This window comes from Nostoc sp. GT001 (assembly GCF_030382115.1).
GTDB lineage: Bacteria > Cyanobacteriota > Cyanobacteriia > Cyanobacteriales > Nostocaceae > Nostoc.
Window position 1 is genome coordinate 717,325 of the sequence record NZ_JAUDRJ010000003.1, and the last position, 23,684, is coordinate 741,008.

Genomic DNA, 23,684 nt, shown 5'->3' on the forward strand with positions numbered 1-23,684 from the left:
AATCATCCTTTCTCTACTTACATATTGAGGCTACCCAGAATTATAGTCAAACGGATGAAATATTAATATCAGGTCAGTAATGGAACCTATTTACTGGAATTGCATAATTGCTCACAGCATCACTGCATTTTCATATTTTGGTATCCCCATAGTAATAGGGGTTTTCTTTGCCAAAACTAAGGCAACTATCCCTTCTAAGTTTTGGCTAGCTTTTTTGTTATCAGGTGGATTCGTACTATTTTGCGGATTTCATCACTTTTTGGCGATCTTTGAGCCATATACGGCAGTGTCCCTGCTGCACTTATGCGTACTTGATGTAATGGCGTTTATTTCCTTGTCTGCCTTACTCTACCTGACGCCAACCGCTTATCTAGTTGTAAAGGCGATCGCCAGATATCAAGAAGATACTCGTGAACTTCAACGCAGCCAGCAGATGCAACGGCTATTCCTAGATCAGGGGCCATTTGCAGCATATATCAAAGATGAGCAATCTAGAGTGCTTTACTACAACCAGGAAATACAGTCTAGATTTTCTGTAAATTCACAAGAATGGTTAGGAAAAACGGATAGTGAATTCTTGCCAGATCCAGAAGAGGGGCGGCGAGTAATGGAAAACGATCGAATCGTTTTGAAGACTCTACGTCCTTTGAAGCTAATTGAAGAGGTAAAAGTATCTGGTAACAATCAGCCGTGCTACTGGCTATCATTTAAGTTTCCGTTTAGCGATTACGCAACGGGCGCTTACCGTATTGGGGGAATCAGTATTGATATCACAGAATCTATAGAAGCACAGCGATCGCTCACTGATTTAAATCGGCAGCTAGAAGAAAAAACACTGGAATTGGAAGCAAAAAAACGAGAACTTATATATCTCTCAGATATGGCGGATATGCTTTATTCCTGCGAGTCTGAAGATGAGGTGTATCAGGTAGTCGCTTTAACGTGTTCCAAGCTGTTTCCGAATATGAGTGGTTCTATTTATATAATTGCTAATTCCAAAAATTATGTTCAGATGAATAGTTTTTGGGGAGGTGAAAAAAGCAGTAAACAAATATTTTCACTATCTGATTGTTGGGCATTGCGGAGAGGAAAGTTAAATCTTTCATCGCCTCGGAATTCAGGATTAATTTGCAGTCACTTAATAGAGCCAGTTAGCGGCACACATTTGTGTGTTCCATTGTTTACACAAGGCCAAGTAGTTGGGATATTACACATTGATGCACTTGAAGAAATCAGTCCAGAAGATCAACAAACTTCTGAGATTATTGCTAGAACATTAGGCATTGCACTGAATAATTTATCGATAAAACAACGTCTAACCCATGAGAACTTGCGGGATGGGATGACCCAACTATTCAATCAAAGCTATATGCAAAGCATAACGGAACAAAGGCTAGCAGAAGCCGAACGATCGGGACAACCTCTTAGTATTATTTTCCTTGATATCGATAACTTCAAGTCTTACAACTCGCGTTATGGTCATGTGACTGCCAACATTGTTCTCCAGGGATTAGCAAAGTTACTGTTAAAATCTATTCGCTCTTTTGATATTGCTTGCAGATGGGGTGGTGAAGAATTTGTGATTGTGATGCCTAATATGACACTGGAAACGCTCAGGAAGCGAGTAGAACAATTAAGGCTAGATATTGAACAAATGCAATTGAGAGACGGCGATCAGATCCTCGAAAGGATCACTGCTTCTTTTGGAATAGCTGTATCAGAACCAGGAATTACGGTTAAGGATTTGCTAAATCGAGCAAATCAAGCGATGCTTGAGGCAAAGCGAACAGGGAAGAATCGAGTTAGAGAATATATAAATACCTATAATTGAAGAATAAAGAATTTAGAATACCGCAAGCAGTCAAACAATTTTAGATTTTAGATTTTAGATTGACTCCATGACTTTATAAATTTACCCTATAAAAAAACAACTCCCTGAAGATGTGGGAGTTGTTTTTTTATATTCAAGCAGTTTTTAAAACATTTAGAAAGGTGCGATCGCTAAACAGATGGTAGCCAAAATAGCAGCGATTATATAAAACACTCCAACCACTTGCAATTCTGACCAGCCAGTAAGTTCCAAATGATGGTGTAAGGGTGCCATTTTGAAGAGACGTTTGCCTTTGCCATCAGGCCCCTTCGTGGCTTTGTAATAACTTACCTGTGCCATGACTGAAAGGGTTTCTACAAAGAAGATACCACTGAGAATAAATAGACCTACTAAGGTGTTTGTCAATAGTGCTACAGCAGCTAAAGCTCCTCCCAGTGCCAGGGAACCAGTATCTCCCATGAAAACGCGGGCTGGGTTGCGATTATGGGCTAAGAAACCTAAGCACCCACCACTTAAAGCAGCACAGAAAACCATCAATCCTGGTACTGTTGGTGCGACTAAAGCACCTAATGCTAAAAGTGCGATCGCTACTGTTCCTGCTGCCAAGCCATCAATACCATCTGTTAAATTAGTCGCATTACTTTCTGCAACTAGTACAAAACCTGCTAAAGGCCAAAATAGGAATCCTAATGGTAGTGTGAAGCCCACCCAAGGCAAAGCAATATTTGTAATATTAGAAGGTTGATTAAACATCAGCCATAGACAAAACACAGCTGCAAAACTCACCTGCAAAGCTAGTTTTGTGCGGGGAGATATACCTTTATTTGATTTCCGGCGCAGAATTTGCCAATCATCAAGCCAGCCAATCAATCCATAGCTGATTGTCAAAGCCGAAACTGCAAGCACCTCTTTAGAAAAGTTAGACAATATACAGGCAATCAGCACAGATACAGGTATAAAAAATATACCGCCCATTGTGGGAGTACCTGCCTTTTTTAGATGAGCTTGTGGCCCATCTTCGCGAATTATTTGTCCAGTTTTAAGTGCTTGAAGTAAAGGTATTACCCAATAGCCCACCACACCTGAACCCAACGCACACAACAGTAGTGGCAGAGTTAGCGACATACTTTGCCACGGTAGCCGATTGGCCATCGAATCCAAGAAAAAAGCTGTTGTACCTAACCCTACGGCTAATAAAGAGGCTAGAGCGATTCCAGAAATGTTTAATCCTTGCTCAGGAGATAATTTAGCGTCCACAGAAGTTTCCCTTCACTCCACACTTATAAAATTGAATACCAGTAACTAGGGATACTACCAAGTCCCTAGCCTGAAAAGGCTAATTCTCAGCGATTCCTATATCATCATCGTCATCATCATCGAGGTCGTAGCCAATTCCATCATCTACACCCATTAGGGAGTCTATTCCTTCTTCGTTATCTCGAAAATCCGGTTCGTGAACGTCACGGGCAATGATGCGACCGTTATTTTGTAACCAGTCCAACAAAGAGGACTCTGGTTTTAGGGGGATGACATCGGCTCGTTGGTTACGAGCCGCTTCACGTAATGGAGAGTTCAACATATCGAGTCAGGTCAAGAAAAGGTTTACGTAAGTTGACATTTAGAGTCTATCACTTGAGACGGATTAATTTAGTTATCTTTTCAACCCTTTAGTTGATAAATCCGCATTCAGATAGAAATTTTTTTATTTAATAAGCATAAGGCTTAAGTCAAGCGATTCTTAGTAATTTTTATGGCTCTACATATATGTCATTAATATCTTGTTTATGCTGATGGAAAGTGAGTGATTTTTGAGGTGACAGGCGATGATGGGAAAAGCGGCTCTTATCGATGCGATCGCTGGTACAAATCGCGGTCTACTGGCGACCGAAGAACAGAAACAAGCTATCTTAGCAGCGATCGCCAATTTAGAAGACTTTAATCCTACACCCCGTCCGGTGGAAGCTAGTAATTTGCTAGATGGCAATTGGCGATTACTATACACCACTAGCAAGGCTCTTTTAAACTTAGATCGTCTACCTTTGTGCAAACTGGGTCAAATCTATCAGTGTATCCGGGTAGAGACTACCAGTGTTTACAACATAGCTGAGATTTATGGCTTACCTTATTTAGAAGGATTAGTCAGCGTTGCTGCTAAATTTGAGCCTGTTTCAGGTCGGCGTGTCCAAGTAAAATTTGAGCGTTCTATTATCGGCTTACAACGTTTAATAGAATACAATTCTCCGGTAACTTTTATCCAACAAATTGAAGAAGGTAGAAAATTTCCCGGAATTGATGTTGCCATAAACAGTGACAAACAGCAAGGCTGGTTAGATATCACTTATATAGATAACGATCTGCGGATCGGCAGAGGTAATGAGGGAAGTGTGTTTGTCTTAACTAAAACATAAGCTTTTACAAAATAGCTATTTGCGAATGAAGGTACGCTATAACGTCTACCTTGTCAAGTAGGGTCTGATACCTTTTGCAATTTTGGATGTGCTATGGAGTCGGGAGTGAAGAAGGGAATAGGGTACAGGTTACAGATTATTCCCTATCAGCTTTCTACCTGTAACCTCTCCCCTAATCCAATGCCCACTCCCCAATTCAGACAAATAACTTAACAAAGACTCTTGCTGCGACCTTGAGGTTGTAGAGTGAAATCAATTAGCCCTCTAGATTGGCGATTGATAACTAAAAGGGAAAATAATCATGGTTCAACGTGGTTCTAAAGTACGTATTCTCCGCCCTGAATCCTACTGGTTTCAGGATCTAGGAACTGTGGCTTCCATCGACCAAAGCGGCATCAAATACCCTGTAATTGTCCGCTTTGAAAAGGTCAATTACTCTGGTATCAATACCAACAACTTTGCCCAGGATGAATTAGTCGAGGTTGAAGCACCAAAGGCTAAAGCACCGAAAAAATAGCAGCAAAGCTACAAGGGGGTTGTTTGATGCGATGATGAAGGGTAGTCTTAAGTCTGAAGTATGAAGTCTGAAAATTTCAGTTCATTCATTCTTTGTCCTAGCCTACCCTAATCTAAGAGAGCCGCCCTGCGGGTATTTACGGTTTCTTTTGGGTAGTAATACGAGCCATCTACGGCTATGTAAGTTACTACCCCATCTCTTCTAGCTCGAACCCTCAAATAAATCACAATTGCCTGCTTAACTCAGCTTAAATGCCTGAACTGCCTGAAGTTGAAACAGTCCGAAAGGGTCTAAATCAATTGACCCTCAATCAAGAAATCACGGGTGGAGATGTGTTGCTTGATCGCACCATCGCCTACCCGTTTTCTGTTGGTGAGTTTGTTAATGGAATTAAAAATAATGCGATTGCTACTTGGCATCGTCGCGGTAAATATCTCCTCGCCGAACTCTCTTCGTCTTCCGGCTGGCTAGGAGTTCATCTGCGAATGACTGGTCAACTATTATGGCTGGATAGAGATGAAGCATTACACAAGCACACGCGGGTTAGATTATTCTTTGGGGATCGGCAGGAATTGCGCTTTGTTGACCAGCGAACCTTCGGTAAAATATGGTGGGTTCCGCCTGGTGTTGCTGTTGAAAGTATTATGACTGGTTTGGCAAAACTGGCAGCAGATCCATTTTCAGCCGAATTCACTGTCGAGTATCTAGCAAACAAACTCCACAACCGCCGCCGTCCAATAAAGACTGCGCTACTGGATCAATCGGTGGTGGCGGGATTAGGTAACATCTATGCTGATGAAGCATTATTTAAGAGTGGGATTTTACCTGAAACCTTGTGTATAGATTTGCAGCTAAAGCAAATTGAACTTTTGCGAACCGCCATCATTCAAGTGTTAGAAACCAGTATTGAGGCTGGTGGTACGACATTTAGTAATTTCTTAAATGTTAAAGGTACTAACGGCAATTATGGTGGTGTAGCCTGGGTTTATAACCGCGCTGGGGAACCCTGTCGAGTTTGTGGTACATCAATTCAACGGATCAGGTTAGCTGGGCGATCTAGTCATTTTTGCTCCCAGTGTCAAACTTTGCGGGGAGTTAGGAGTTAGGAGTTAGGAGTACAGACGCGACCAATCGCTTCTGTACAGCATTAAGAGTTTTCACTTCTAACTCGGAACTCTTTTAAAATGCAGGTGAAAGACGTTACAAATTTGAGAGAGGAACTCATGGCAGTCAAAAAAGGAGATATGGTTCGCGCTGTGCGCGAGAAACTAGAAAACAGTCTGGAGGCTAAAGCCAGTGATACTCGCTTTCCTCCTTATTTGTTTGAAACCAAGGGCGAAATTGTCGATATTAAAGGTGATTACGCCCTGATTAAGTTTGGGAAAGTGCCAACACCTAATATTTGGTTACGTGTGGATCAACTCGAAGAGTTTAAATAAGTAAAAAGAATTCAGGAGTCAGAATTCAGAATTCAGCATTTATTCTGACTCCTGAATTCTTGCTGAGAAAAATCGCATCTTAATATTTATGTCTTCTTCCCCTAACTCCTCAATTGTCTGTAATTTACCCCGTGTCACCATCGTGGGTGCGGGTAGGGTTGGTAGTACTTTAGCTCAACGTGTTGCAGAGAAAAACCTGGCAGATGTCGTTTTACTAGATATTATTGCGGGAATGCCTCAAGGTTTGGCGCTGGATTTGATGGAAGCCAGGGGAATTGAAATACATAATCGCCAGATTATCGGCACAAATAATTATGCTGATACATCTGGTTCCCAAATCGTGGTGATTACCGCCGGACTTCCCCGCAAACCAGGGATGAGTCGGGATGATTTGCTGAAAACCAATGCCAAAATTGTGGTGGAAGCGGCAAAAAATGCGATCGCTCATTCTCCTAATGCTATTTTTATTGTTGTCACCAACCCGTTGGATGTGATGACTTATTTAGCTTGGCAAGCAACTGGTTTACCACGCGATCGCATTATGGGTATGGCTGGTGTGTTAGATTCTGCCCGTTTTGAAACCTTCATTGCCCTAGAATTAGGCGTTTTACCTGCCGATGTCAAAGCGATGGTATTGGGTAGCCACGGCGATTTAATGGTTCCCTTGTCTCGTTATGCTACCGTTAACGGCATTCCTATCACTGAATTGCTGGATGCAGCCACAATTGAACGCTTGGTAGAAAGAACTCGCAACGGTGGCGCAGAAATTGTGGAATTGATGCAGACGGGTGGTGCTTTTTTTGCTCCGGCGTCGGCTACTAGTGTGATGGTAGAATCGATTTTATTAAATCAGTCGCGGTTGCTTCCTGTGGCGACGTATCTGCAAGGTGAATACGGTTTAGAAGATGTTGTAATTGGTGTTCCCTGTCGGTTGGGATGCGGTGGAATTGAGAGTGTTTTGGAATTGACGCTGACTGATGAAGAAAGAGAGGGCTTGCATACTTCGGCTCGATCTGTGCGTCAAAATATTGAGCGATCGCAGGAAATAATTTGTAATTCGTAATTTGTATAAATAGTAGCCAAAATAAAAAGCAGTAGGTTCAAATCCCACTGCTTTATTTGTTATTCCAAAATTCATCACCCTATAAAAACCAATATCACCAGATTGGTTTCGCGTTAGCGGCGAGAATCCTGATCTGCGGGGTCGCCGTAGGGATCTTCGCTGGCTGGACGGACATCACCAAACTCCCCTCTGTCTGCGGGGTCGCCGTAAGGGTCTTCGCTAGCTGGGCGAACATTGCCGTAAGACGAGATATCTGCGGGGTCGCCGTAAGGGTCTTCGCTAGCTGGGCGAACATTGCTGTAAGATGCCGGGTCTGCGGGATCGCCGTAGGGATCTTCGCTGGCTGGACGTACATTGCGATTGCGGAATTCGGCATCTTGATCGGCTTGATCGCTGTTCGATCCCAAAAGTAAGTCTTTCGCCTTTCGGAAAAATTCATTTACCATAATCTGTCTCCTGATTTAAGTTCGTGTTTCCGACGGGCGCGATCGGCGTTATCCTCCAGGAAACCCGCTTTATACACACGCTTCGCCGATCTAGAGTGCTGGAGCTGCGGATGAAGTTATACCAGTTAGATCGCGACCTGTAGCACTCCGGTTATAACCTTGGAATTCCCGATACTTTTGTGCTTCAGATTCTGGTACTCGAATTCCTTCTGATGGTGGCGTTACCCAGTGAGCGCGATGTTCAGCATCACGGTAATATACACGCCCGTTCTTGGATAGATAGTATTTACCTTGCGCTCCTTCTTGGGGAGCATTTTTATGCTGGTTGTACATATAGTAAAGTGCCGCAGCTCCCGCCAAAAGTGCCACTTTTTGCCCCGTACCCAATCCTTTCTTAACTTCGGTTTGGTTTGTGCGATCGCTCACTGTTCTACCAATGGTGTCATCTACTGGTGGTGGAACATTAGCCTTTTGGGAACCGCCTCCGCAGCTACTCAGCAAGGGCACCATTAACAATGCCGAAAGCAGCACTGCAAATAGACGCGAAACTATTTTACGTTCTTTATATATTGTGTTCATTGGATTTCGTTCTCACCTGTATTTGCTAAAAGCCTTGCTGTTGCAAAAACAAAGTTGGAATTCTTGTTATTTCGCTGGGAATTGAAAAAACATATACCACTTAATTTACAACTGCACAGCTACAGCCTTTCTCTGTCATGATCGTCGATTTTCTCAAGCATTCCATCCCGCCTTTGAGAGAAACTGCATTCATCCCAAGGAAATATATTGTTGATTTTTGATGAGTCTATTTAGCTAAAACGCCGAAATCTTCAGCAATTTCTCGGTTATTTTTTCTGCATAAATAACTTAGAAAGATACAGTTACTATGATGCTTTTTCTCAAAAAATACACTCAATATGACATCAAAAAATACTAGTACTCGTCTTCTTTTGGCTTTGTGGGATTTGGGAGGAGTGCAGCAAGAAGTTAAGAAGGGTCAACTCACTAAGCGAATTGTATCCAAAAGCCAGAAGGTAGCAGATTATCAGGGCATATTCGAGGAATTACAGAAGCAGGGTGCGATCGCAATTTCCAAAAAGGGATATTCTCTGACATCTGGCAAGGGTTTAGAGGCGTTGGGTGAGGGTTTGAGGAGCGGCGAGTTTAAGTTTGAAGGGACGATTGTCGGAACTTGGGCGGCGAATGCGTTGTTGCGGTGGATTAGTCAGATTGATGTTGCGGTAACTGGTGCAGATGTACTGGTTAATGGTAACGGGGCGTTAGCGAAGCTTTCCAAAGGAATCGCGTCTTACAACGAGTTTAAATCAGTGGCGTTAGAAGTCTACGACAAGCTTAACCAAAACTACAACCTAGATGATCTGGTGCCAATTTATCGCATCAGGAGAGAAATAGGCGATCGCATTAGTCGTTCCAATTTCAATGAATGGTTGTTAGAAATGCAGGCTAACGACATTTTGCAACTACAAGGCGGTAGCTTACCAGACAATGATCCAGCACAGATAGAAGATTCTATAACCACAGAAGTGAGCGGATTGCGCTGCTATGCCAAGCGTTTGAACTCATAAACCCAACTTTCTGAATACTTTTGATTCTTGAATTATCGCCATTCAATATCTGTCTCACACCAAATTTATGAATAGCTCCTCATCTGCAATTACAGACATCACTAATGCCATTGCAAGCCAAAATCCTTTTGATAGACCTTTAGTAGTTAGAAGTCAAGATGTTTGGGGAAAGGGTTTTCCTGATGTACCTTCTTTAAATGCTCAGGTTTCAGATACTATTTTTGAAGCCATTGAGAAAGTTCGCCTTGGACAGCGCCACATCTTTGGTGTCACCATTACTGCTGAAAAAGGATTAGGCAAAAGCCACCTCATTAGTAGGATTAGACATCGCCTTCAGGCTGATGGGACTGCATTGTTTGTCTATATGAGTGAGTGCGCTGACTTAAACCGAATTAAAACTGAATTTTTGCGGAATCTTGCTAATAGCCTTAAACAAATTGGTAGTCAAGGGGTAAGTCAATGGCGAGAATTAGCAACCGCTCTGATCAACGAAGCTTTCAACAAAAATCATACACCGCAACAACTTGTTAATCAATTCCCAGGAGCTTTGGCAAAAAATCCACGAGTTGTTGATATTTTGAGAGATAAGATACTATCAATCAAGCCTGATATCGAAAACCCTGATATTCTTACAGCTATAATATGGACACTTTCTCCTGATTCAGGTCATGAATCCTTTGCTATCAACTGGTTGTCTGGCAGGAACTTACCACAGTCGAAAGCAGACGAAATGGGTTTAGCAAATCCTAGTAACCAAGATAAAGAAGCAGAATCTTTTACTACAATTCGTCAAATTCTTGATTTAATAGGGCGCTATAAACCAATAGTGATTTGTTTTGATGAATTAGATGTACCAGAATGTAATGAGGCAGGTTTTACTAAAGCACAAGTTGTTGCTGGTATAGCTAAGGATTTGTACAACAGCATTAAAAGTGGTGTTTTGCTAACAGCTATGTATGCTGAAACATGGGTTCATCAAGTCAAAGTCTTATCTTATGCTGAAGCAGTAGTAGATCGAATTGGTGAAAAAGTTCTGGAGTTAAAGTATCTCAACTCTGATGATGTTGTAACTTTAGTTGCTACGTGGTTAAAAGATTTTTATGATGAAAAAGGACTAACACCGCCGCACCTAGTATATCCTTTTGACGAAGATAAATTGAGAGAATTAGGAAAAGAAAGACCTATTGTTAGAAGAGTATTAAAGTGGTGTGCCGAAAATTTTAAAGTTACTACAGAGCCACAACCTCTAATACCACCCAAGAACCCTGTAGAATCTGCTTACATTAAAGAATTAGAGGGACTTGCAAGCACTATACAAGATTATATGGATGATAAAGTTGTGCTTGCTGATTCACTATGGTTAGGCTTTTCTGCACTAATTGGAGAAACTATAGAAAAATTCAAAATTGAAGATATTACAGAAATTACAGCTAAAGCAGCTGATAAAGGATATCTAGACTTCAAAATCGTTGGCAAAGAAAATGGTAAAACAATCAAAATTGGAGTAGCTGTACTACAAGAATCAGGCGGAATGTTTGTTCAGGCAACATTGAAGCGATTAATTGATTACAAAAAGTTTGATTTGACTCGTGGATGTTTAGTTCGTTCTAAGCAAGTTAATAAAGGTGCTGCTAAGGCTCAAGAATATCTAAGTCAGCTATTATCACCTAAACTAGGTGGAGAATGGGTATTGCTTAAAAGCGAAGATATAAAACCACTTTTAGCTATTTTATTAGTTTTTTATGCGCGTGAAGATTATGAATTTAGTGAAGAAGAAATACTTGATTTTATTTACGAACACAAAATAGCAGTTGATAATTATCTTATTCGTGAAATTCTGAGTGATCCATCAGGGCAAGTTCCTCAAGATGCTATCAATGAAGAAACTGAGGGTAGTAACGTAACTCGATCAGAGATTACAAACACCATAAATGTTGATACAAATGATTTATTTCCGGGATAATGATTAATACCGCTTTACGTTTACCAGCATCAGAAATTGAGGCATTGTTGCAAGGAAGAATAATTGCAGTAATGCCTAATAAATTTATTACTCTAGGGCGAGAATTTGCTCTTTGTCCAACAGACGCGTCAATTAATTTACTACCAGTTGAGCAGTACTATCGCCCAAGTTTTTTACCAATTGCTCAAAGTGCATTCACACAGCTAAATAGTGAGGGTGTTTTAATACAACCTCAGCAAATGAACTTACTTCCAGATGAGGAACAGTTAAAACTGCCCCTTCTAGCTTATAAAACAGCCTTGATAAAAGCTTGGGCGAGATGTGAGATGTGCCAAATTCTCAATAATGCTGAATCTTTAGCTTATTTATCACAGCTAACTATTTGGACGAAAGAAGGTTTACAGGAAATATTAACGCAACGTCAAAATATTTTCTTGGTATATCTGCGAGTATATCAGTTGCCTAAATCAATTGAAATTGCCGTAAATTCAAACAGCCAATTTATTCCTGTGCCACAGTTTATTAATGTTGCTGATACAAAACCAGTATTAAACGATCGCACCTTCGCCCAACGCAAGCATCAGTTAGAAAATCGACAGCCACCGCTGCATCCTGAATTGGAAGAATTGCAGAGTGCGATCGCATCCCTAAGCATTAGCCAACCAGCAGCGAAACAATTAGACGACGATATCAAAGTATTTTTGGGTTGGAGTAGCGATAAACCAACCAATTCATTAGATTTAGACTTACCTTGGATTCATAAAATTGCTGAAGTTGGAAACTCTAGCGACGGACATACATTTGAAAAATTGGTTCGTAGAGGATTACTAAAATTAGGCTTTACAGGTTCAGGTTTGAATCCAGATGCAATGGGTGGCGCAGGAGGCATGGATTTTTACGCTGAACAACCTTATCCAATAGTAGGAGAGTGCAAAGCAACTAAAACTGAGAAAGTTCCTGATGGTACACCTGCACAGTTATTAAAAATAGGTATGAACCATCTTGGTAAATTTCAGTATGACAATTCTATTAAATTAATTATAGCCGCCGGAGAATTAAATTTTTACGCATCAAGAACAGCTACCGAAAATCAAATGAATGTTATTAGCCCTGAAACACTACAAAAACTAGTTGAACTGCAAGCACACTACAAAAACTCTATCAACTTATTAGAACTAAAAGAGTGTTTGCAACAAGCTCCTTTTGGTTTAGCTGAAGATAAAATTAATATTTATATTGATAAAGTTGAACAATCTATAAGGTTGCGATCGCACATTGTTCAGCTTGTTAAAAACTATTTAGAAAACTCAGGTATAGAATCTGCTGGTGTTGAATCTCTACATGGTGCGTATTTTGGCTCACATCCGCTACAGCCAATCAAAACACCAGAAATGCACGAAATTCTGATAGAACTTTCCTCACCTTTAACAGGCTATTTAGGACGAATTAAAGGTAGTGATTGGAAAAGCGATCGCTTTACTTTCTCCGCGATTTACCTATTAACTAAATGTAGTAAAATATATCTCTTTTCTTCTCTTCGCGCTCTTTGCATACTTTGCGGTTCGTTTCAAAATAACTAAAGTACAGATTGCTTTACAATTAATTACTTCATGAATAATTAATACTATCTATTGACTTAATTTTATTTTATGAGAAGCAATAAAAATCTTAGATGTAGCCCACGCCAAGGCATCGCAATCTTTCATCTTTCCCTCAGTAAATGTTATTTGTAGTGACAAACTTTACAGAAAATTCATACTTAGCCACTGTGTAACTTCATTTACATGATAGAAAAGTTTAGTACTGTCGAAGAAACACATTATACTTACTACACTGGTGTTCATTCATCACAAACCTCTACCAAGTTTAAAGCTTAGGCAAAATGACCCATGTATTATCAAATTTGGAATTTCTTTCTTAAAGAAGATAAATACATTTATTGGAAAGAAAAAATAAAAGTTAACAAAAACTTTGACAAAGTTACATGGCAAAAAATTATTGATTTCTTGTCATTAGTAGAGCAAACTTTCCAGTTAAAAAGTCAACTAGCAGAAACCGATAGCCTTGAGCCGTTTCTAAAGTTAGCAACAGAAAACGGTTACAATTTGACCGCAGAAGAACTCGCCTGGTTTCTAGTTACGAGAAGACAGATTTGGGATCTTTTTGATTTTGCACAAAAAACGCCATCTCTCAAAGAAGAATTGCTAATAGCTAAAGATCCACAGCAGTTTGTTGATATCGCTGCCGAAAACGGCTATTACTTTTCTGTAGATGAGTTAGCTTGGTTGTTAATTGAAATCAAATCATCTTCAGATTTAGTATCTATTAACAACAGTGTTGGAGAGATTCTCCCGGTCTCAAGCTACGGCAGAATTGAAATAGGATACTGGATTTGGCTAGCAGAACACTGGGGAATTGTGCCACCATTTTGTCATCGAGATAAACCCAGTACTTTCTTATGTCAAAATCTCAACAATCCTTTTTTACCCGATCGCTGTTTCTTACCCAAGAGTTACTTTAATCAACGCCTGATGGCAATTCATAATTAAAATAAGTCGTAATTAGGTAAAGGAAGAGAAAAAAGCAATACTTAGACGAAACGGTATTGAGTGATAAAACTTAATTACGAATTACGAATTACGAACTATACAGTGAAGCATCCTAGACAGAAGATATATCTTCTATTTAGGATGCTTCACAATAAAAAATTGTTGAGACAACAATTCTGGACAAAAAGTGATAATTAGACTAGAGCTATCAGCTAGCAGAAACGGTCAAACTACCGGGTTTCTGAAGATCGCCTTGTAAAACTACACCCCGCTGATTGGCATGGATGTGACGCAAAATCTTGTAAATTGCCTCAACTTGGTCTGATGCGCCTGCCTTCTCGGCGAGTTCGTCAAGAGTAAGGGGAGTTTTTTCTTTTTGTAGCACTGCTACTACTCGTGTTTGTAAATCGAGAATGGAGGCGGCAGCTTTTTTGCCAGCTTCTACTCCTGGTTGATGGTACGCGTTGACGTTGACCAAACTAGCATATAAACCAACAGCACGTTCGTACAAAGCAATTAATGCCCCTACAGTTCGGGGATTAACTTGGGGAATCGTGACTGTAATCGAATCGCGGTGATTTTCATAAAGCGCTTGTCGGGTTCCTTGGAGAAAACCGGAAAGATAATCGCCTGATGTAACTCCTGGATCTATTTCAGTGGATGGGCCTTGACGATCTTCCAACACTTCGATGAAGGTAGCAAAGAAATTCGCTACACCCTCGCGTAACTGCTGGACATAAGCGTGTTGATCTGTTGAGCCTTTGTTACCATAAACGGCTATACCTTGATGGACAACGTTGCCGTCTAAGTCTTTTTCCTTGCCCAAGGATTCCATCACCAGCTGTTGCAAATAGCGACTGAATAAAAATAAGCTGTCCTTGTAAGGTAGAACAACCATATCTTTTTCGCCCTTTCCATTACCTGCAAAGTACCAAGACAAAGCAAGCAAGGCTGCTGGGTTATTTTTTACATCTGGGACGCGGGTAGCGTCATCCATCTCTTTTGCGCCATCTAGCATAGCGCGAACATCAATCCCTTGTAATGCGGCTGGTACTAGCCCCACAGCAGACATTTCTGAGGTGCGTCCTCCTACCCAGTCATACATCGGAAATCTGGCCAGCCAGCCTTCCTCTTTGGCCAGCTTATCGAGGTTGCTATCAACGCTGGTAATTGCTACCGCATATTGAGCAAATTCCAAATTGTGTCCGGCGTATGCTTTTTTAACTTCAATCATGCCGTTGCGAGGTTCTGGTGTTCCTCCAGATTTGGAGATTACCAAAACCAAAGTGCTGGCGAGGCTATTTCGGAGATGATTGATAACGCGATCGATACCTGCGGGATCGTTGTTATCGATAAAGTGAAGTTTCAGGGGTGGGAAATCAGGAGCGAGAGCTTCCGCGACAAATTGGGGGCCGAGAGCGGAACCACCAATACCAATGGAGATAATATCCGTGAAGCGGCTTGCTCTGGGAGGATGAATAGCACCTGTTTGGACTTTTTCCGCAAAGGCTTCGATTAGTTCTAAGGTTTGGACTATTTCTTGTGTAAGTTCTGGAGCTGGCGCTAAATCAGGATTTCGCAGCCAGTAATGTCCAACCATGCGGTTCTCGTCGGGATTTGCGATCGCACCCTTCTCCAGTTGAGCCATATCCGCAAACGCCTTCTCAAACTTCGGCCGCAACGAATCCACGAAGGCATCATCGAACCGCATTCGACTGATGTCTAAGTACAGTCCCAATCCCTCGTGGAAATATAACCAGTTTTGGTATCGTTGCCAAAGTGCCCTAGCATCCATAGGGAAATCTCAAATAAAGTGTTTTCTCAAAAACCAGTTTAATGTAAGGTTATAGCGATCCCTGCCTAGCCTTATACAGTTTACAGTTTTCAGTGTTCCTTTGACCGTGCCAATTTTAGATTTTAAATTTTAGATACTTCGACTCCGCTCAGTACAAGTTTTAGATTAAAAATTATTTCGGTTGATGCCCCGCACTTCTTTACCAGACGCTACCGCGAACGTGCCAAGAAAGCGAACGTGGGTGGAACAAATCCAAAATCCGCAATTCCAAAATCCAAAATTGATTGACTCTTCACTTTAAACATCTGGCATAGGGATGACACGCAGAAATTTCACAATTTCACCCCTAATTTCTATACCAATCAGGTAATTATCGAGGGTGAAGCGGTGAAAAATGCCTTCACTATCAAGCTGCCGCAGTTCTTTTAAATCAGTCAGTTGCCACTTTTGGGCTAACTCAATAAAGACAAAATCATGCACCCGCTCGTAGGCGGCAGGTTCTAAATTTTTCAGGTCTAGTAAAAAAGACCTGGCATAGCGCATTTCCAGACTCACTGGGCGTTACCTTCACCAAAACTTGAGGGGCCACTGGCACTAGCTCAAAAGCGCTGCTGAATCAGAAAAACATCAACAGTCTTACCGCTTCTTCATGGGTTAAGATATCCCACGGTTGCTGCGATCGCTTGACTTTTTGTATCGCTTTGAGCATATAAAAGTCATAATGTAAAGCCTCAAGAACATTCCAAATGTCTTGCAAATCGTCATCGCCTAATTGCTCGATTAAGTGATGCATTCTAAGTCGCAGCAAATTCATACGTCAATTATTCCCTACCACCAAACACCAACAATAAATAGTATTCCCATAAAATTAGCTACGCTCAAGCTACGCTAAAATTTATTCGCCCGGCGAGGAGGGCAGGGGGGCAGAGGGGCGGGGGAGCAGGGGAGCAGAATGACCAATGACAAATGACCAAATAATTCAATATGCTTGACTATCTCATTTTCTTAGCAATTTCTACAGCACTTTTTGCTCTATTCGCATTAGGACTGAATTTACAGTGGGGCTTTACGGGATTAATTAACTTTGGTCATATTGCTTTCATGACTCTGGGAGCGTATACAACGGTATTGTTAAGCTTAAAAGGCGTACCCCTACTTGTATCGGCACTGGCTGGGGCAATTGTCGCAGCCTTATTGGGTTTGATAATTGGTTTTGTGACTCTCCGCTTACGAGAAGATTATCTAGGAATTGTCACCATTGGTACGGGCGAATTAATTCGTTTGGTGGTGAATAATCAGGAATTACCTGTGGGTGATACTTGGATTTCTGGGGCGTTTGGTGTCCAAAGTTATCCCATACCCCTATCCACAGAGCCGAATTTGTTTGTCAGATTAGTGATGATTGGGTTGTTAACGCTGCTAGCTGCCATAACTTTTTTTACATTGTGGCGATGGATTCGTACTACCCAAATATCTCGGACTACTGATTTGGGCAAAAGGACAACTAGCAAACAAGAATTTATATCCCGCTTGGCTGTGGGAATTGTGTTAGCAGTTTTGGCGGCAGCGATTTATATTTCCGGGGTGATTGGACTGTATAATTACAACCCAAAAGCGGGTTTAATGCTGGTGTTGCTGTTGGTTTTAGCATTTGTATACTGGCGCTTAGAAATTTTGGTGCGATCGCCTTGGGGTAGAATTCTCAAAGCTATCCGTGAAGATGAAGAAATTCCCAAGGCGCTGGGAAAAAATGTATTTTGGTATAAATTACAATCTCTCATGCTTGGAGGTGCGATCGCAGGTATCGCTGGTGCTTTCTTTGCTTGGCAACTCAGCGCCATTTACCCCGATAATTTTCAACCGCAGATCACCTTTGACACTTGGATTATGGTGATTTTAGGCGGTTCTGGAAATAATGTCGGCACAATTGTAGGTGCAGTAATTTTCTTTGCTTACGATGCGCTGACGCGAGAAGTCTTACCCAGAATCGTTCCCCTTGATGAAGCACGTTTGGGTGCATTTCGCATCATGGTAATCGGATTAATTTTGATGGTACTGATGATTTGGCGTCCTCAAGGTATCTTAGGGAAAAAAGAGGAACTCACCCTTGGTAAATAACTATTCATCCCCACTTCCCCTTTTGGCAGCCACGGGACTTTCTAAAAGCTTTGGTGGTGTCAAAGCAGTTAATGAAGCCAGAATCGAAGTTGCTAAAGGCAGCATTACGGGCTTGATTGGCCCCAATGGTGCTGGTAAAACTACTTTATTTAACTTACTCTCAAACTTCATTCGCCCAGATAAGGGACGAGTGATTTTTGACGGCGAACCGATTCACAATTTGCAACCATATCAAATCGCCCAGCAGGGTGTAATCCGCACCTTTCAGGTTGCACGAACTCTCTCGCGGTTGTCGGTGTTAGAAAATATGCTGCTGGCGGCGCAAAAACAAACGGGTGAAAATTTTTGGCAGGTGCAGTTGCAACCGCACGTTGTCGCTAAGGAAGAAAAGCAACTGCAAGAGCGGGCAATGTTTTTATTAGAATCAGTGGGCTTGGCAAAAAAAGCACACGATTATGCTGGTTGCTTGTCTGGTGGACAACGGAAACTGCTGGAAATGGGACGGGCGCTGATGACTAATCCCAAGTTAATTTTGTTGGATGAACCAGCAGCCGGGGTGAATCCGAGATTGATTGATGATATTTGCGATCGCATTATCACTTGGAATCGCCAAGACGGGATGACCTTTCTGATTATCGAACACAATATGGATGTTGTTATGTCCTTGTGCGATCGTGTTTGGGTACTTGCTGAAGGGCAGAATTTGGCTGATGGTACACCAGCAGAGATTCAAACTAATCCCAAAGTTCTAGAGGCGTATTTGGGAAAATAAAGTGCGATTAGCTTTCTCCTCCAAAACTCTCCCTGTGTGGGAGAGGCTTTTATTCTTGCTCTGATTCGCTGGTAGGGAACGGTTTGAGAGAAAGTTCCATACAGTGTCAAATCTTCGGAAATTTGGCTCTTGTTAAAATCGTGTTGTATATCTCAGTAGAAAAAGCTTTTTATGTCAATGATGACAATCAGAGATTTAGAGCAAGTTCAAACAGCTTTTACCGAAGCAGGTTTAGATTACCAGCTGGAACTCGACAATGGGAAAATTTCAATAATGGGCCCGTCAGATATTGTATCCAGCGAAATCAGTAGTCGTCTCATTGCCTTTCTCTTTGCTTGGATAAATCCTCGTCGCTGGGGAAGAGTATTTGATTCTGCTGGCGGTTTCATCATGCCAGATACAAACCTCAAAGCGCCTGATGTTTCCTTTGTTCGAGCTTCCCGACTTCTCCAAAGTCCTCGTTACTTTGGAGAACTTGTCCCTGACTTGGTGGTAGAAATTAAATCTCAGAGCGATAAAATTAAACTTATAGCAGCCAAAATTCTGAAATTTATAGAATTAGGAGCGATCGTCGGCATTCTCATTGATCCTGATGAAGAGACAGTTACAATTTATCGCTCTACAGGCGAACCTATAGTTTTAGAAAATGGCGATATTTTAACCATACCAGAACTTTTTCCTGGTTGGGAATTGCCTGTTACTGAATTGTGGCCTCCTATTTTTACCGAGGGAGAAACACAAATTTAGTGAATTTAGTAGCAACTGAACAGCATTATCACTTGGAAGCGTCAAGATGGCATGACCTCCAAAAGTTTTATAAGCTTATTTAGGAAAATAATTTTGTGAAGTAAAAAATATATTTGCTAATGAAAGTCACATATCCCCGACTTATCAAATAAAGCGGGGATTTTATTTATCATGAATTATTGCATTTACCCGTTACATTTTATAAGTATTCGGGAATATTAAGTTATGAAAGTTTAGGACAGATATCGGATTTTGGAATTTAAAGACTCACTTATGAAAAAGATTGCTCAGTTAACGATTGTCGGCATCATCTTTTTTGGTATGTGCGGTTGTAACTCAGTCAAACCAACTGATTTAACCAATACTAATCAAGTTACTAACCAAGCCGATTCTCAAACTCAAAAAATTATCAAAATTGGTGGTTCCAGTTCAACAGCAACGGTTTTAAAACTTTTAGCACAAGCTTATCAATCCCAAAATAAAACTGTCAAAGTTGAGTTTATCCCCAATAGCCAATCCGAAGGTGCGATCGCAGCCCTAAAAAACGATATTATTGATATCGCTGGTAGCAGTCATAAACTCAAACCAGAAGAAAATAACGGGAAAATTCAATATCGTGAACTTGCACAAGATTTGTTAGTTGTCGCCACCCATAACAGTGTTAAAGGTGTTACTAACTTATCAACCAAGCAATTAAAATCCATTTACAAAGGTGACATCACCAATTGGCGAGAATTAGGCGGTGCTAACGCAGACATTGTACTCTTGGATAGACCCGAAGACGAGTCAGCAAAAAAGTTATTACGAAAATATTATTTGGGAGAAGAAAAGACTACAGCTAAAGCCGTGATTTTGAATAAAGAGGGAGAACTGATCGAAACCTTACAAATCACTCCTAATTCCCTCGGTGCTTTTTCTTTGGCATCTTCCCTCATCAATAAATTACCTGTTAATCATCTCAGTCTCAATGGTGTTGCTCCTAAAGCACAAAACTTTGCCACTGGTAAATATCAAATGGTGCGTAACATAGGTATTCTTTGGGAAAAATCACCTTCAGCAACTACTCAGGGTTTTATTGATTTTATCTTTAGCAAAGAAGGTGAAAAACTACTACAAAATAATGGCTTTGTTACTGCAAAATAAATTGAATATCCCATGCAGAGATTTTTCAGGGGGCTGAGACTCAGCCAAAAAATTGTTCTACCGCTGCTTGCAGTTTGTCTTAGCGTCTTTATGTTGGGCTTAGTCGTGTTAGGACAGTGGTTTACGGATAGTTTGAATCAGAACTTTAGCCAACAAATTGGTAGTTTTAGCGAACGAGTTTATCAGGATTTTCAGCATGAACAGCAAACACTAGAAACTGAAATCGAGCTAATTGCTAATCGAGATATGCTGAATCAGGCTGTTAAACAGCGTAATCAAGGGTTGCTTTTGCAGATATTATTACCACTGAAGTCTATTTTGAAATTGGATTGGATTAAGGTAATCGATACTCAGGGCAATGTCCTCATAGATTTACGGAATAACTCGTTAAGTCAAGCCAAGTTTCTAGACAAAATAGTTACTAGCACTGCTAGTAGAGGAGCGCATTTAGTCGATTTGGTAGATGTAGAAGGCAAGCAACAAGTTCTACAAGTAGTAACAAATGGAATCAAATCATCAGCAGGACTCTTGGGAGGAATCATCATTGGTAACTTAGTAGACGATACTCTACTGCAACAAATTGCTGCGGGTTCCTCTAAACATCTGATTGTCCAGAGACAAAATCGTGTAGTTGCGGCAACCTTGTTGGCATCCAAAAGCGGAACTTGGCAATTTCCTCTTCCTGATTTGCCCGCTAGGCGAATTACTATTGATAACAAAAACTATTTAGCCAAAAGTATCGTATTTACAGGAGCAAGTCAGTCTTTAACAACTACAGTGTTGTATTCCATATCATTGTTAGAGGTTGCTCAATATAAATTATGGCAACATTTAGGATTATTATTTTTGTTGGGAAGCGGTATTTTAGCAATTACTGGGTTTTTAATTTCGCGAACAATTACTCGTCCACTTAAAGCTGTCACACATGTGGCACAACGAGTTACTCAAGAATCTAATTTTGATCTCCAAGCTCCCGTAACAACTGAAGACGAGGTTGGAATCTTAGCCATTTCTTTTAACCAGTTAATTCAACAGGTAAAGGTACTGCTAGCAGAACAATATGAAGCGAATCAAAAGCTAGAAGTTTATAGCCAAACACTAGAAGATAAAATAGAAGAACGAACACAAGCACTGCGACAAAAAAATATTGTTCTCAAGCAAACTTTACAAGAACTTAGGCTTACTCAGTCCCAATTAATCCAGAAAGAAAAAATGTCTTCTTTAGGACAGTTGGTTGCTGGTATTGCTCATGAAATCAACAATCCAGTTAATTTTATCTATGGCAATCTCAAGCACACTGATGATTATACTCAACAGTTATTGTGGTTACTTCAACTTTATCAAAAATATTACCCCTACCCAGAACCAGAAATTCAAAATGCTAAAGAAGAAGCTGATATTGAATATTTAACAGAAGATTTGCCTAAAATGTTGACTTCTATGAAGATTGGAGCCAGTCGCATCCGGGAAATTGTCCTTAGTTTAAGAATCTTCTCTCGTTTAGATGAGGCCGAGTTTAAAACCGCTGATATCCATGAAGGGATTGACAGTACCCTGTTAATTTTACAATATCGTCTCAAATCCCAAAGCCATCGCCCTCAAATCACAGTGATTAAAGACTATGGTGAAATACCTAAAATTCAGTGCTTTGCAGGACAATTAAATCAGGTATTTATGAACATCTTGGCAAATGCGATTGATGCTTTAGAAGAGGCTTTTCAAAATGGGATTTGTCCAGAACCAATAATTCGGATTTCTTCAGCCCAGGTGAATGAAAATGTCGTTGTTCAAATTGCTGATAATGGCACAGGGATTCCAGAAGCAATCCAGTCACATCTATTTGACCCCTTTTTCACCACAAAACCTGTTGGTAAAGGTACTGGTATGGGATTATCAATTAGCTACCAGATTATTACTGAAAAACATGGTGGTTCGTTACGGTGCATTTCATTACCGGAACAGGGTGCAGAGTTTGTAATTACAATCCCGATTCGATAGGTGATTTTTGACAATAGTTCTATAAAATTTCTTTTTTTAACATTGTTGAGAGTTCTTACGAATTACGAATTACGTTAGCGTAGCGGGGTGTAGCCCATTACGAATTATTTTAATCTTCGTTATTTTCTGCAAAATTGACTTGTTCATAAAGGTCGCGCAATTCAATTTGAAAATCAACCGTTTGCAGTGATAAAATTGCAGATTCATGTTCAAGTTCAGTAAATGACCATTGACTTTCCGCAGTTTTTACATACTGCATCACATGATACTGATATTGATCAATTAAAATATATTCCTTGAATTCTGGAATAGAGCGATAATAAAGAAACTTATCGCCTTGATCGTAATTTTTAGTCGATTTAGATAAAACTTCAGCAATTAACATCGGGTTCATAACGGTTGTTGTGCTGGTTCCCGTATAAATAGGTTGTCCCTCAATCACCATCACATCGGGATATGTATGCTGTCGATAACGGGGTATCCACAAACGCACATCACCAATATAAACATCATAATTATTGCCTCTCAAACCAAACTTTAAATAAGCATAAAAGTTGCCTGCGATTTTATTATGATTTGTAGTGCCACCCGTCATCGGTACAATTTCTCCATTACGGTATTCGCTTTTATATTCCGCTTTTTCTTCAAGTTCTAAATACTCTTCAGGTGTGTAATCGAATTTTTTGGTTTCTAACTGCATAAAAATACAACCTATGATTGTGTGATTTGCTCATCTTTTATATCTATTTTATACGCCAATAAATCCCATTTTCTCGCTGCATTAACTGGCAAGCAATTAACTCTCGTCGCAGGGTGGCGCAGTCAACATGGTAGCGTTTGAGAATATCATTTACCAAACGTTCAGGGTAATTGACTCCGACATCAAACTGGTTTGCTAACCACTTAAGAATAACTAGACGCTTTTTCCGACTAGCAGGAATTTCTTTGAGGCGATTGTCCTCGAAATAGTTTTTCAACACTTTGCTTTCCCAAGCTTCAGTATCCACATCTTCAATTAAAGATGCTATTTTCTCAGGTGTGAAAATTTCCTTACTAATGCTTTGTAAAGCCTCGCTATCCAACTGGTATAGACGGCTATTACCCTCTGGGCGCATTGTCACCAAATTTAGCTCTTTAAGTTTCGCCAAATGATGAGATACCGTCGGTTCCTTGAGTTGCAGTAGCGCCGCCAATTCTTCAACGCTGCATTCCTGATTCGCCAAAATACCTACAATCTTCAATCGGCTATCATCCGCTAATGCCTTGAAAAAGCGCAGTAAGATGTTAAATTGCTCTGGTTGCATAACTA

The 23,684-nt window shown here is 40.6% G+C and carries 24 protein-coding genes; 15 read left to right on the forward strand and 9 right to left on the reverse strand.

Annotation, left to right across the window (positions count from 1 at the left end):
* Positions 1–79 precede the first annotated feature (79 nt).
* A complete protein-coding gene (locus tag QUD05_RS05985) occupies positions 80–1,831 on the forward strand; it encodes a diguanylate cyclase (protein WP_289795284.1) in 1,752 nt (583 codons plus the stop codon).
* Between the two features lie 153 nt (positions 1,832–1,984).
* Here the strand turns inward: QUD05_RS05985 and mraY are convergent, their stop codons facing one another.
* Together mraY and QUD05_RS05995 are read right to left on the reverse strand one after the other, a co-directional pair.
* Positions 1,985–3,088, reverse strand: coding sequence for a phospho-N-acetylmuramoyl-pentapeptide-transferase (mraY, locus tag QUD05_RS05990; RefSeq protein WP_289795285.1), 1,104 nt, complete (start codon positions 3,086–3,088; stop codon positions 1,985–1,987).
* A gap of 79 nt (positions 3,089–3,167) precedes the next feature.
* Positions 3,168–3,410, reverse strand: a complete 243-nt coding sequence (locus QUD05_RS05995) for a DUF3134 domain-containing protein (RefSeq protein WP_289795286.1) — start codon at positions 3,408–3,410, stop codon at positions 3,168–3,170.
* A 244-nt stretch (positions 3,411–3,654) separates the two neighbouring features.
* Here QUD05_RS05995 and QUD05_RS06000 point away from each other — a divergent pair, with 244 nt between their 5' ends.
* From QUD05_RS06000 to mdh, 5 genes are all read left to right on the forward strand, one after another.
* On the forward strand, positions 3,655–4,239 hold the full coding sequence (locus QUD05_RS06000) for a PAP/fibrillin family protein (protein WP_289795287.1): 585 nt from the start codon (positions 3,655–3,657) through the stop codon (positions 4,237–4,239).
* A 301-nt stretch (positions 4,240–4,540) separates the two neighbouring features.
* On the forward strand, positions 4,541–4,756 hold the full coding sequence (locus QUD05_RS06005) for a photosystem I reaction center subunit IV (protein ID WP_094349537.1): 216 nt from the start codon (positions 4,541–4,543) through the stop codon (positions 4,754–4,756).
* A 251-nt stretch (positions 4,757–5,007) separates the two neighbouring features.
* Positions 5,008–5,862 carry a DNA-formamidopyrimidine glycosylase gene (locus QUD05_RS06010; protein WP_289795288.1) on the forward strand — a complete coding sequence of 285 codons (855 nt, stop codon included), beginning with the start codon at positions 5,008–5,010 and terminating at the stop codon, positions 5,860–5,862.
* A gap of 117 nt (positions 5,863–5,979) precedes the next feature.
* Positions 5,980–6,195, forward strand: coding sequence for an NAD(P)H-quinone oxidoreductase subunit O (locus tag QUD05_RS06015; protein WP_289795289.1), 216 nt, complete (start codon positions 5,980–5,982; stop codon positions 6,193–6,195).
* 88 nt (positions 6,196–6,283) lie between these two features.
* On the forward strand, positions 6,284–7,258 hold the full coding sequence (gene mdh / locus QUD05_RS06020; RefSeq protein ID WP_289795290.1) for a malate dehydrogenase: 975 nt from the start codon (positions 6,284–6,286) through the stop codon (positions 7,256–7,258).
* A 113-nt stretch (positions 7,259–7,371) separates the two neighbouring features.
* On the opposite strand, the gene QUD05_RS06025 is transcribed toward mdh, so the two are convergent.
* Positions 7,372–7,704 (reverse strand): translation initiation factor, encoded by a 333-nt coding sequence (locus tag QUD05_RS06025; protein ID WP_289795291.1) that lies wholly within the window; start codon positions 7,702–7,704, stop codon positions 7,372–7,374.
* Between the two features lie 90 nt (positions 7,705–7,794).
* Entirely contained in the window at positions 7,795–8,283 is a 489-nt protein-coding gene (locus QUD05_RS06030; RefSeq protein ID WP_289795292.1) for a hypothetical protein, read from the reverse strand.
* Positions 8,284–8,621: 338 nt separating this feature from the next.
* Here QUD05_RS06030 and QUD05_RS06035 point away from each other — a divergent pair, with 338 nt between their 5' ends.
* The 4 genes from QUD05_RS06035 to QUD05_RS06050 all read left to right on the forward strand — a co-directional run bounded on the left by QUD05_RS06035 (position 8,622) and on the right by QUD05_RS06050 (position 13,802).
* A complete protein-coding gene (locus QUD05_RS06035; RefSeq protein ID WP_289795293.1) occupies positions 8,622–9,290 on the forward strand; it encodes a hypothetical protein in 669 nt (222 codons plus the stop codon).
* A gap of 67 nt (positions 9,291–9,357) precedes the next feature.
* Positions 9,358–11,253, forward strand: a complete 1,896-nt coding sequence (locus QUD05_RS06040) for a P-loop NTPase fold protein (protein WP_289795294.1) — start codon at positions 9,358–9,360, stop codon at positions 11,251–11,253.
* Positions 11,253–12,833: a DUF1802 family protein gene (locus tag QUD05_RS06045; protein ID WP_289795295.1), complete on the forward strand. Its 1,581-nt coding sequence runs from the start codon at positions 11,253–11,255 to the stop codon at positions 12,831–12,833. Before QUD05_RS06040 ends, QUD05_RS06045 begins: the two co-directional genes overlap by 1 nt.
* Before the next feature lie 309 nt (positions 12,834–13,142).
* Positions 13,143–13,802, forward strand: coding sequence for a Nif11-like leader peptide family natural product precursor (locus QUD05_RS06050; protein ID WP_289795296.1), 660 nt, complete (start codon positions 13,143–13,145; stop codon positions 13,800–13,802).
* A gap of 208 nt (positions 13,803–14,010) precedes the next feature.
* Here the strand turns inward: QUD05_RS06050 and QUD05_RS06055 are convergent, their stop codons facing one another.
* From QUD05_RS06055 to QUD05_RS06065, 3 genes are all read right to left on the reverse strand, one after another.
* Positions 14,011–15,597, reverse strand: coding sequence for a glucose-6-phosphate isomerase (locus QUD05_RS06055; RefSeq protein ID WP_289795297.1), 1,587 nt, complete (start codon positions 15,595–15,597; stop codon positions 14,011–14,013).
* Positions 15,598–15,894: 297 nt separating this feature from the next.
* Complete coding sequence (locus tag QUD05_RS06060; protein ID WP_099102182.1) at positions 15,895–16,152, reverse strand: cytotoxic translational repressor of toxin-antitoxin stability system; 258 nt, start codon at positions 16,150–16,152, stop codon at positions 15,895–15,897.
* Between the two features lie 61 nt (positions 16,153–16,213).
* Positions 16,214–16,411: a hypothetical protein gene (locus QUD05_RS06065; RefSeq protein ID WP_104907481.1), complete on the reverse strand. Its 198-nt coding sequence runs from the start codon at positions 16,409–16,411 to the stop codon at positions 16,214–16,216.
* Between the two features lie 170 nt (positions 16,412–16,581).
* Here QUD05_RS06065 and QUD05_RS06070 point away from each other — a divergent pair, with 170 nt between their 5' ends.
* The 5 genes from QUD05_RS06070 to QUD05_RS06090 all read left to right on the forward strand — a co-directional run bounded on the left by QUD05_RS06070 (position 16,582) and on the right by QUD05_RS06090 (position 22,375).
* Positions 16,582–17,715, forward strand: a complete 1,134-nt coding sequence (locus QUD05_RS06070) for a branched-chain amino acid ABC transporter permease (RefSeq protein WP_289795298.1) — start codon at positions 16,582–16,584, stop codon at positions 17,713–17,715.
* A complete protein-coding gene (locus QUD05_RS06075; protein WP_289795299.1) occupies positions 17,705–18,487 on the forward strand; it encodes an ABC transporter ATP-binding protein in 783 nt (260 codons plus the stop codon). Before QUD05_RS06070 ends, QUD05_RS06075 begins: the two co-directional genes overlap by 11 nt.
* 171 nt (positions 18,488–18,658) lie before the next feature.
* Positions 18,659–19,234: a Uma2 family endonuclease gene (locus QUD05_RS06080; protein WP_289795300.1), complete on the forward strand. Its 576-nt coding sequence runs from the start codon at positions 18,659–18,661 to the stop codon at positions 19,232–19,234.
* Between the two features lie 273 nt (positions 19,235–19,507).
* Positions 19,508–20,377, forward strand: a complete 870-nt coding sequence (locus QUD05_RS06085; RefSeq protein WP_289795301.1) for a substrate-binding domain-containing protein — start codon at positions 19,508–19,510, stop codon at positions 20,375–20,377.
* A 90-nt stretch (positions 20,378–20,467) separates the two neighbouring features.
* Positions 20,468–22,375 carry a sensor histidine kinase gene (locus tag QUD05_RS06090; protein ID WP_289795302.1) on the forward strand — a complete coding sequence of 636 codons (1,908 nt, stop codon included), beginning with the start codon at positions 20,468–20,470 and terminating at the stop codon, positions 22,373–22,375.
* 109 nt (positions 22,376–22,484) lie between these two features.
* On the opposite strand, the gene QUD05_RS06095 is transcribed toward QUD05_RS06090, so the two are convergent.
* Both QUD05_RS06095 and QUD05_RS06100 read right to left on the reverse strand, forming a co-directional pair.
* The gene (locus QUD05_RS06095) at positions 22,485–23,075 is read right to left on the reverse strand and encodes a Uma2 family endonuclease (protein WP_289795303.1); all 591 of its coding nucleotides are present in this window, start codon (positions 23,073–23,075) and stop codon (positions 22,485–22,487) included.
* 43 nt (positions 23,076–23,118) lie between these two features.
* Complete coding sequence (locus QUD05_RS06100; protein ID WP_289795304.1) at positions 23,119–23,679, reverse strand: DUF2087 domain-containing protein; 561 nt, start codon at positions 23,677–23,679, stop codon at positions 23,119–23,121.
* Positions 23,680–23,684 lie beyond the last annotated feature (5 nt).

Bases quoted from the DNA above. Each gene is read 5' to 3' on its own strand.
- QUD05_RS05985 (WP_289795284.1), top strand. From the start codon at position 80: ATGGAACCTATTTACTGGAATTGCATAATTGCTCACAGCATCACTGCA.
- QUD05_RS05995 (WP_289795286.1), bottom strand. From the start codon at position 3,410: ATGTTGAACTCTCCATTACGTGAAGCGGCTCGTAACCAACGAGCCGAT.
- QUD05_RS06000 (WP_289795287.1), top strand. From the start codon at position 3,655: ATGATGGGAAAAGCGGCTCTTATCGATGCGATCGCTGGTACAAATCGC.
- QUD05_RS06005 (WP_094349537.1), top strand. From the start codon at position 4,541: ATGGTTCAACGTGGTTCTAAAGTACGTATTCTCCGCCCTGAATCCTAC.
- QUD05_RS06010 (WP_289795288.1), top strand. From the start codon at position 5,008: ATGCCTGAACTGCCTGAAGTTGAAACAGTCCGAAAGGGTCTAAATCAA.
- QUD05_RS06015 (WP_289795289.1), top strand. From the start codon at position 5,980: ATGGCAGTCAAAAAAGGAGATATGGTTCGCGCTGTGCGCGAGAAACTA.
- mdh (WP_289795290.1), top strand. From the start codon at position 6,284: ATGTCTTCTTCCCCTAACTCCTCAATTGTCTGTAATTTACCCCGTGTC.
- QUD05_RS06025 (WP_289795291.1), bottom strand. From the start codon at position 7,704: ATGGTAAATGAATTTTTCCGAAAGGCGAAAGACTTACTTTTGGGATCG.
- QUD05_RS06030 (WP_289795292.1), bottom strand. From the start codon at position 8,283: ATGAACACAATATATAAAGAACGTAAAATAGTTTCGCGTCTATTTGCA.
- QUD05_RS06035 (WP_289795293.1), top strand. From the start codon at position 8,622: ATGACATCAAAAAATACTAGTACTCGTCTTCTTTTGGCTTTGTGGGAT.
- QUD05_RS06040 (WP_289795294.1), top strand. From the start codon at position 9,358: ATGAATAGCTCCTCATCTGCAATTACAGACATCACTAATGCCATTGCA.
- QUD05_RS06045 (WP_289795295.1), top strand. From the start codon at position 11,253: ATGATTAATACCGCTTTACGTTTACCAGCATCAGAAATTGAGGCATTG.
- QUD05_RS06050 (WP_289795296.1), top strand. From the start codon at position 13,143: ATGTATTATCAAATTTGGAATTTCTTTCTTAAAGAAGATAAATACATT.
- QUD05_RS06055 (WP_289795297.1), bottom strand. From the start codon at position 15,597: ATGGATGCTAGGGCACTTTGGCAACGATACCAAAACTGGTTATATTTC.
- QUD05_RS06065 (WP_104907481.1), bottom strand. From the start codon at position 16,411: ATGAATTTGCTGCGACTTAGAATGCATCACTTAATCGAGCAATTAGGC.
- QUD05_RS06070 (WP_289795298.1), top strand. From the start codon at position 16,582: ATGCTTGACTATCTCATTTTCTTAGCAATTTCTACAGCACTTTTTGCT.
- QUD05_RS06080 (WP_289795300.1), top strand. From the start codon at position 18,659: ATGTCAATGATGACAATCAGAGATTTAGAGCAAGTTCAAACAGCTTTT.
- QUD05_RS06085 (WP_289795301.1), top strand. From the start codon at position 19,508: ATGAAAAAGATTGCTCAGTTAACGATTGTCGGCATCATCTTTTTTGGT.
- QUD05_RS06090 (WP_289795302.1), top strand. From the start codon at position 20,468: ATGTTGGGCTTAGTCGTGTTAGGACAGTGGTTTACGGATAGTTTGAAT.
- QUD05_RS06095 (WP_289795303.1), bottom strand. From the start codon at position 23,075: ATGCAGTTAGAAACCAAAAAATTCGATTACACACCTGAAGAGTATTTA.
- QUD05_RS06100 (WP_289795304.1), bottom strand. From the start codon at position 23,679: ATGCAACCAGAGCAATTTAACATCTTACTGCGCTTTTTCAAGGCATTA.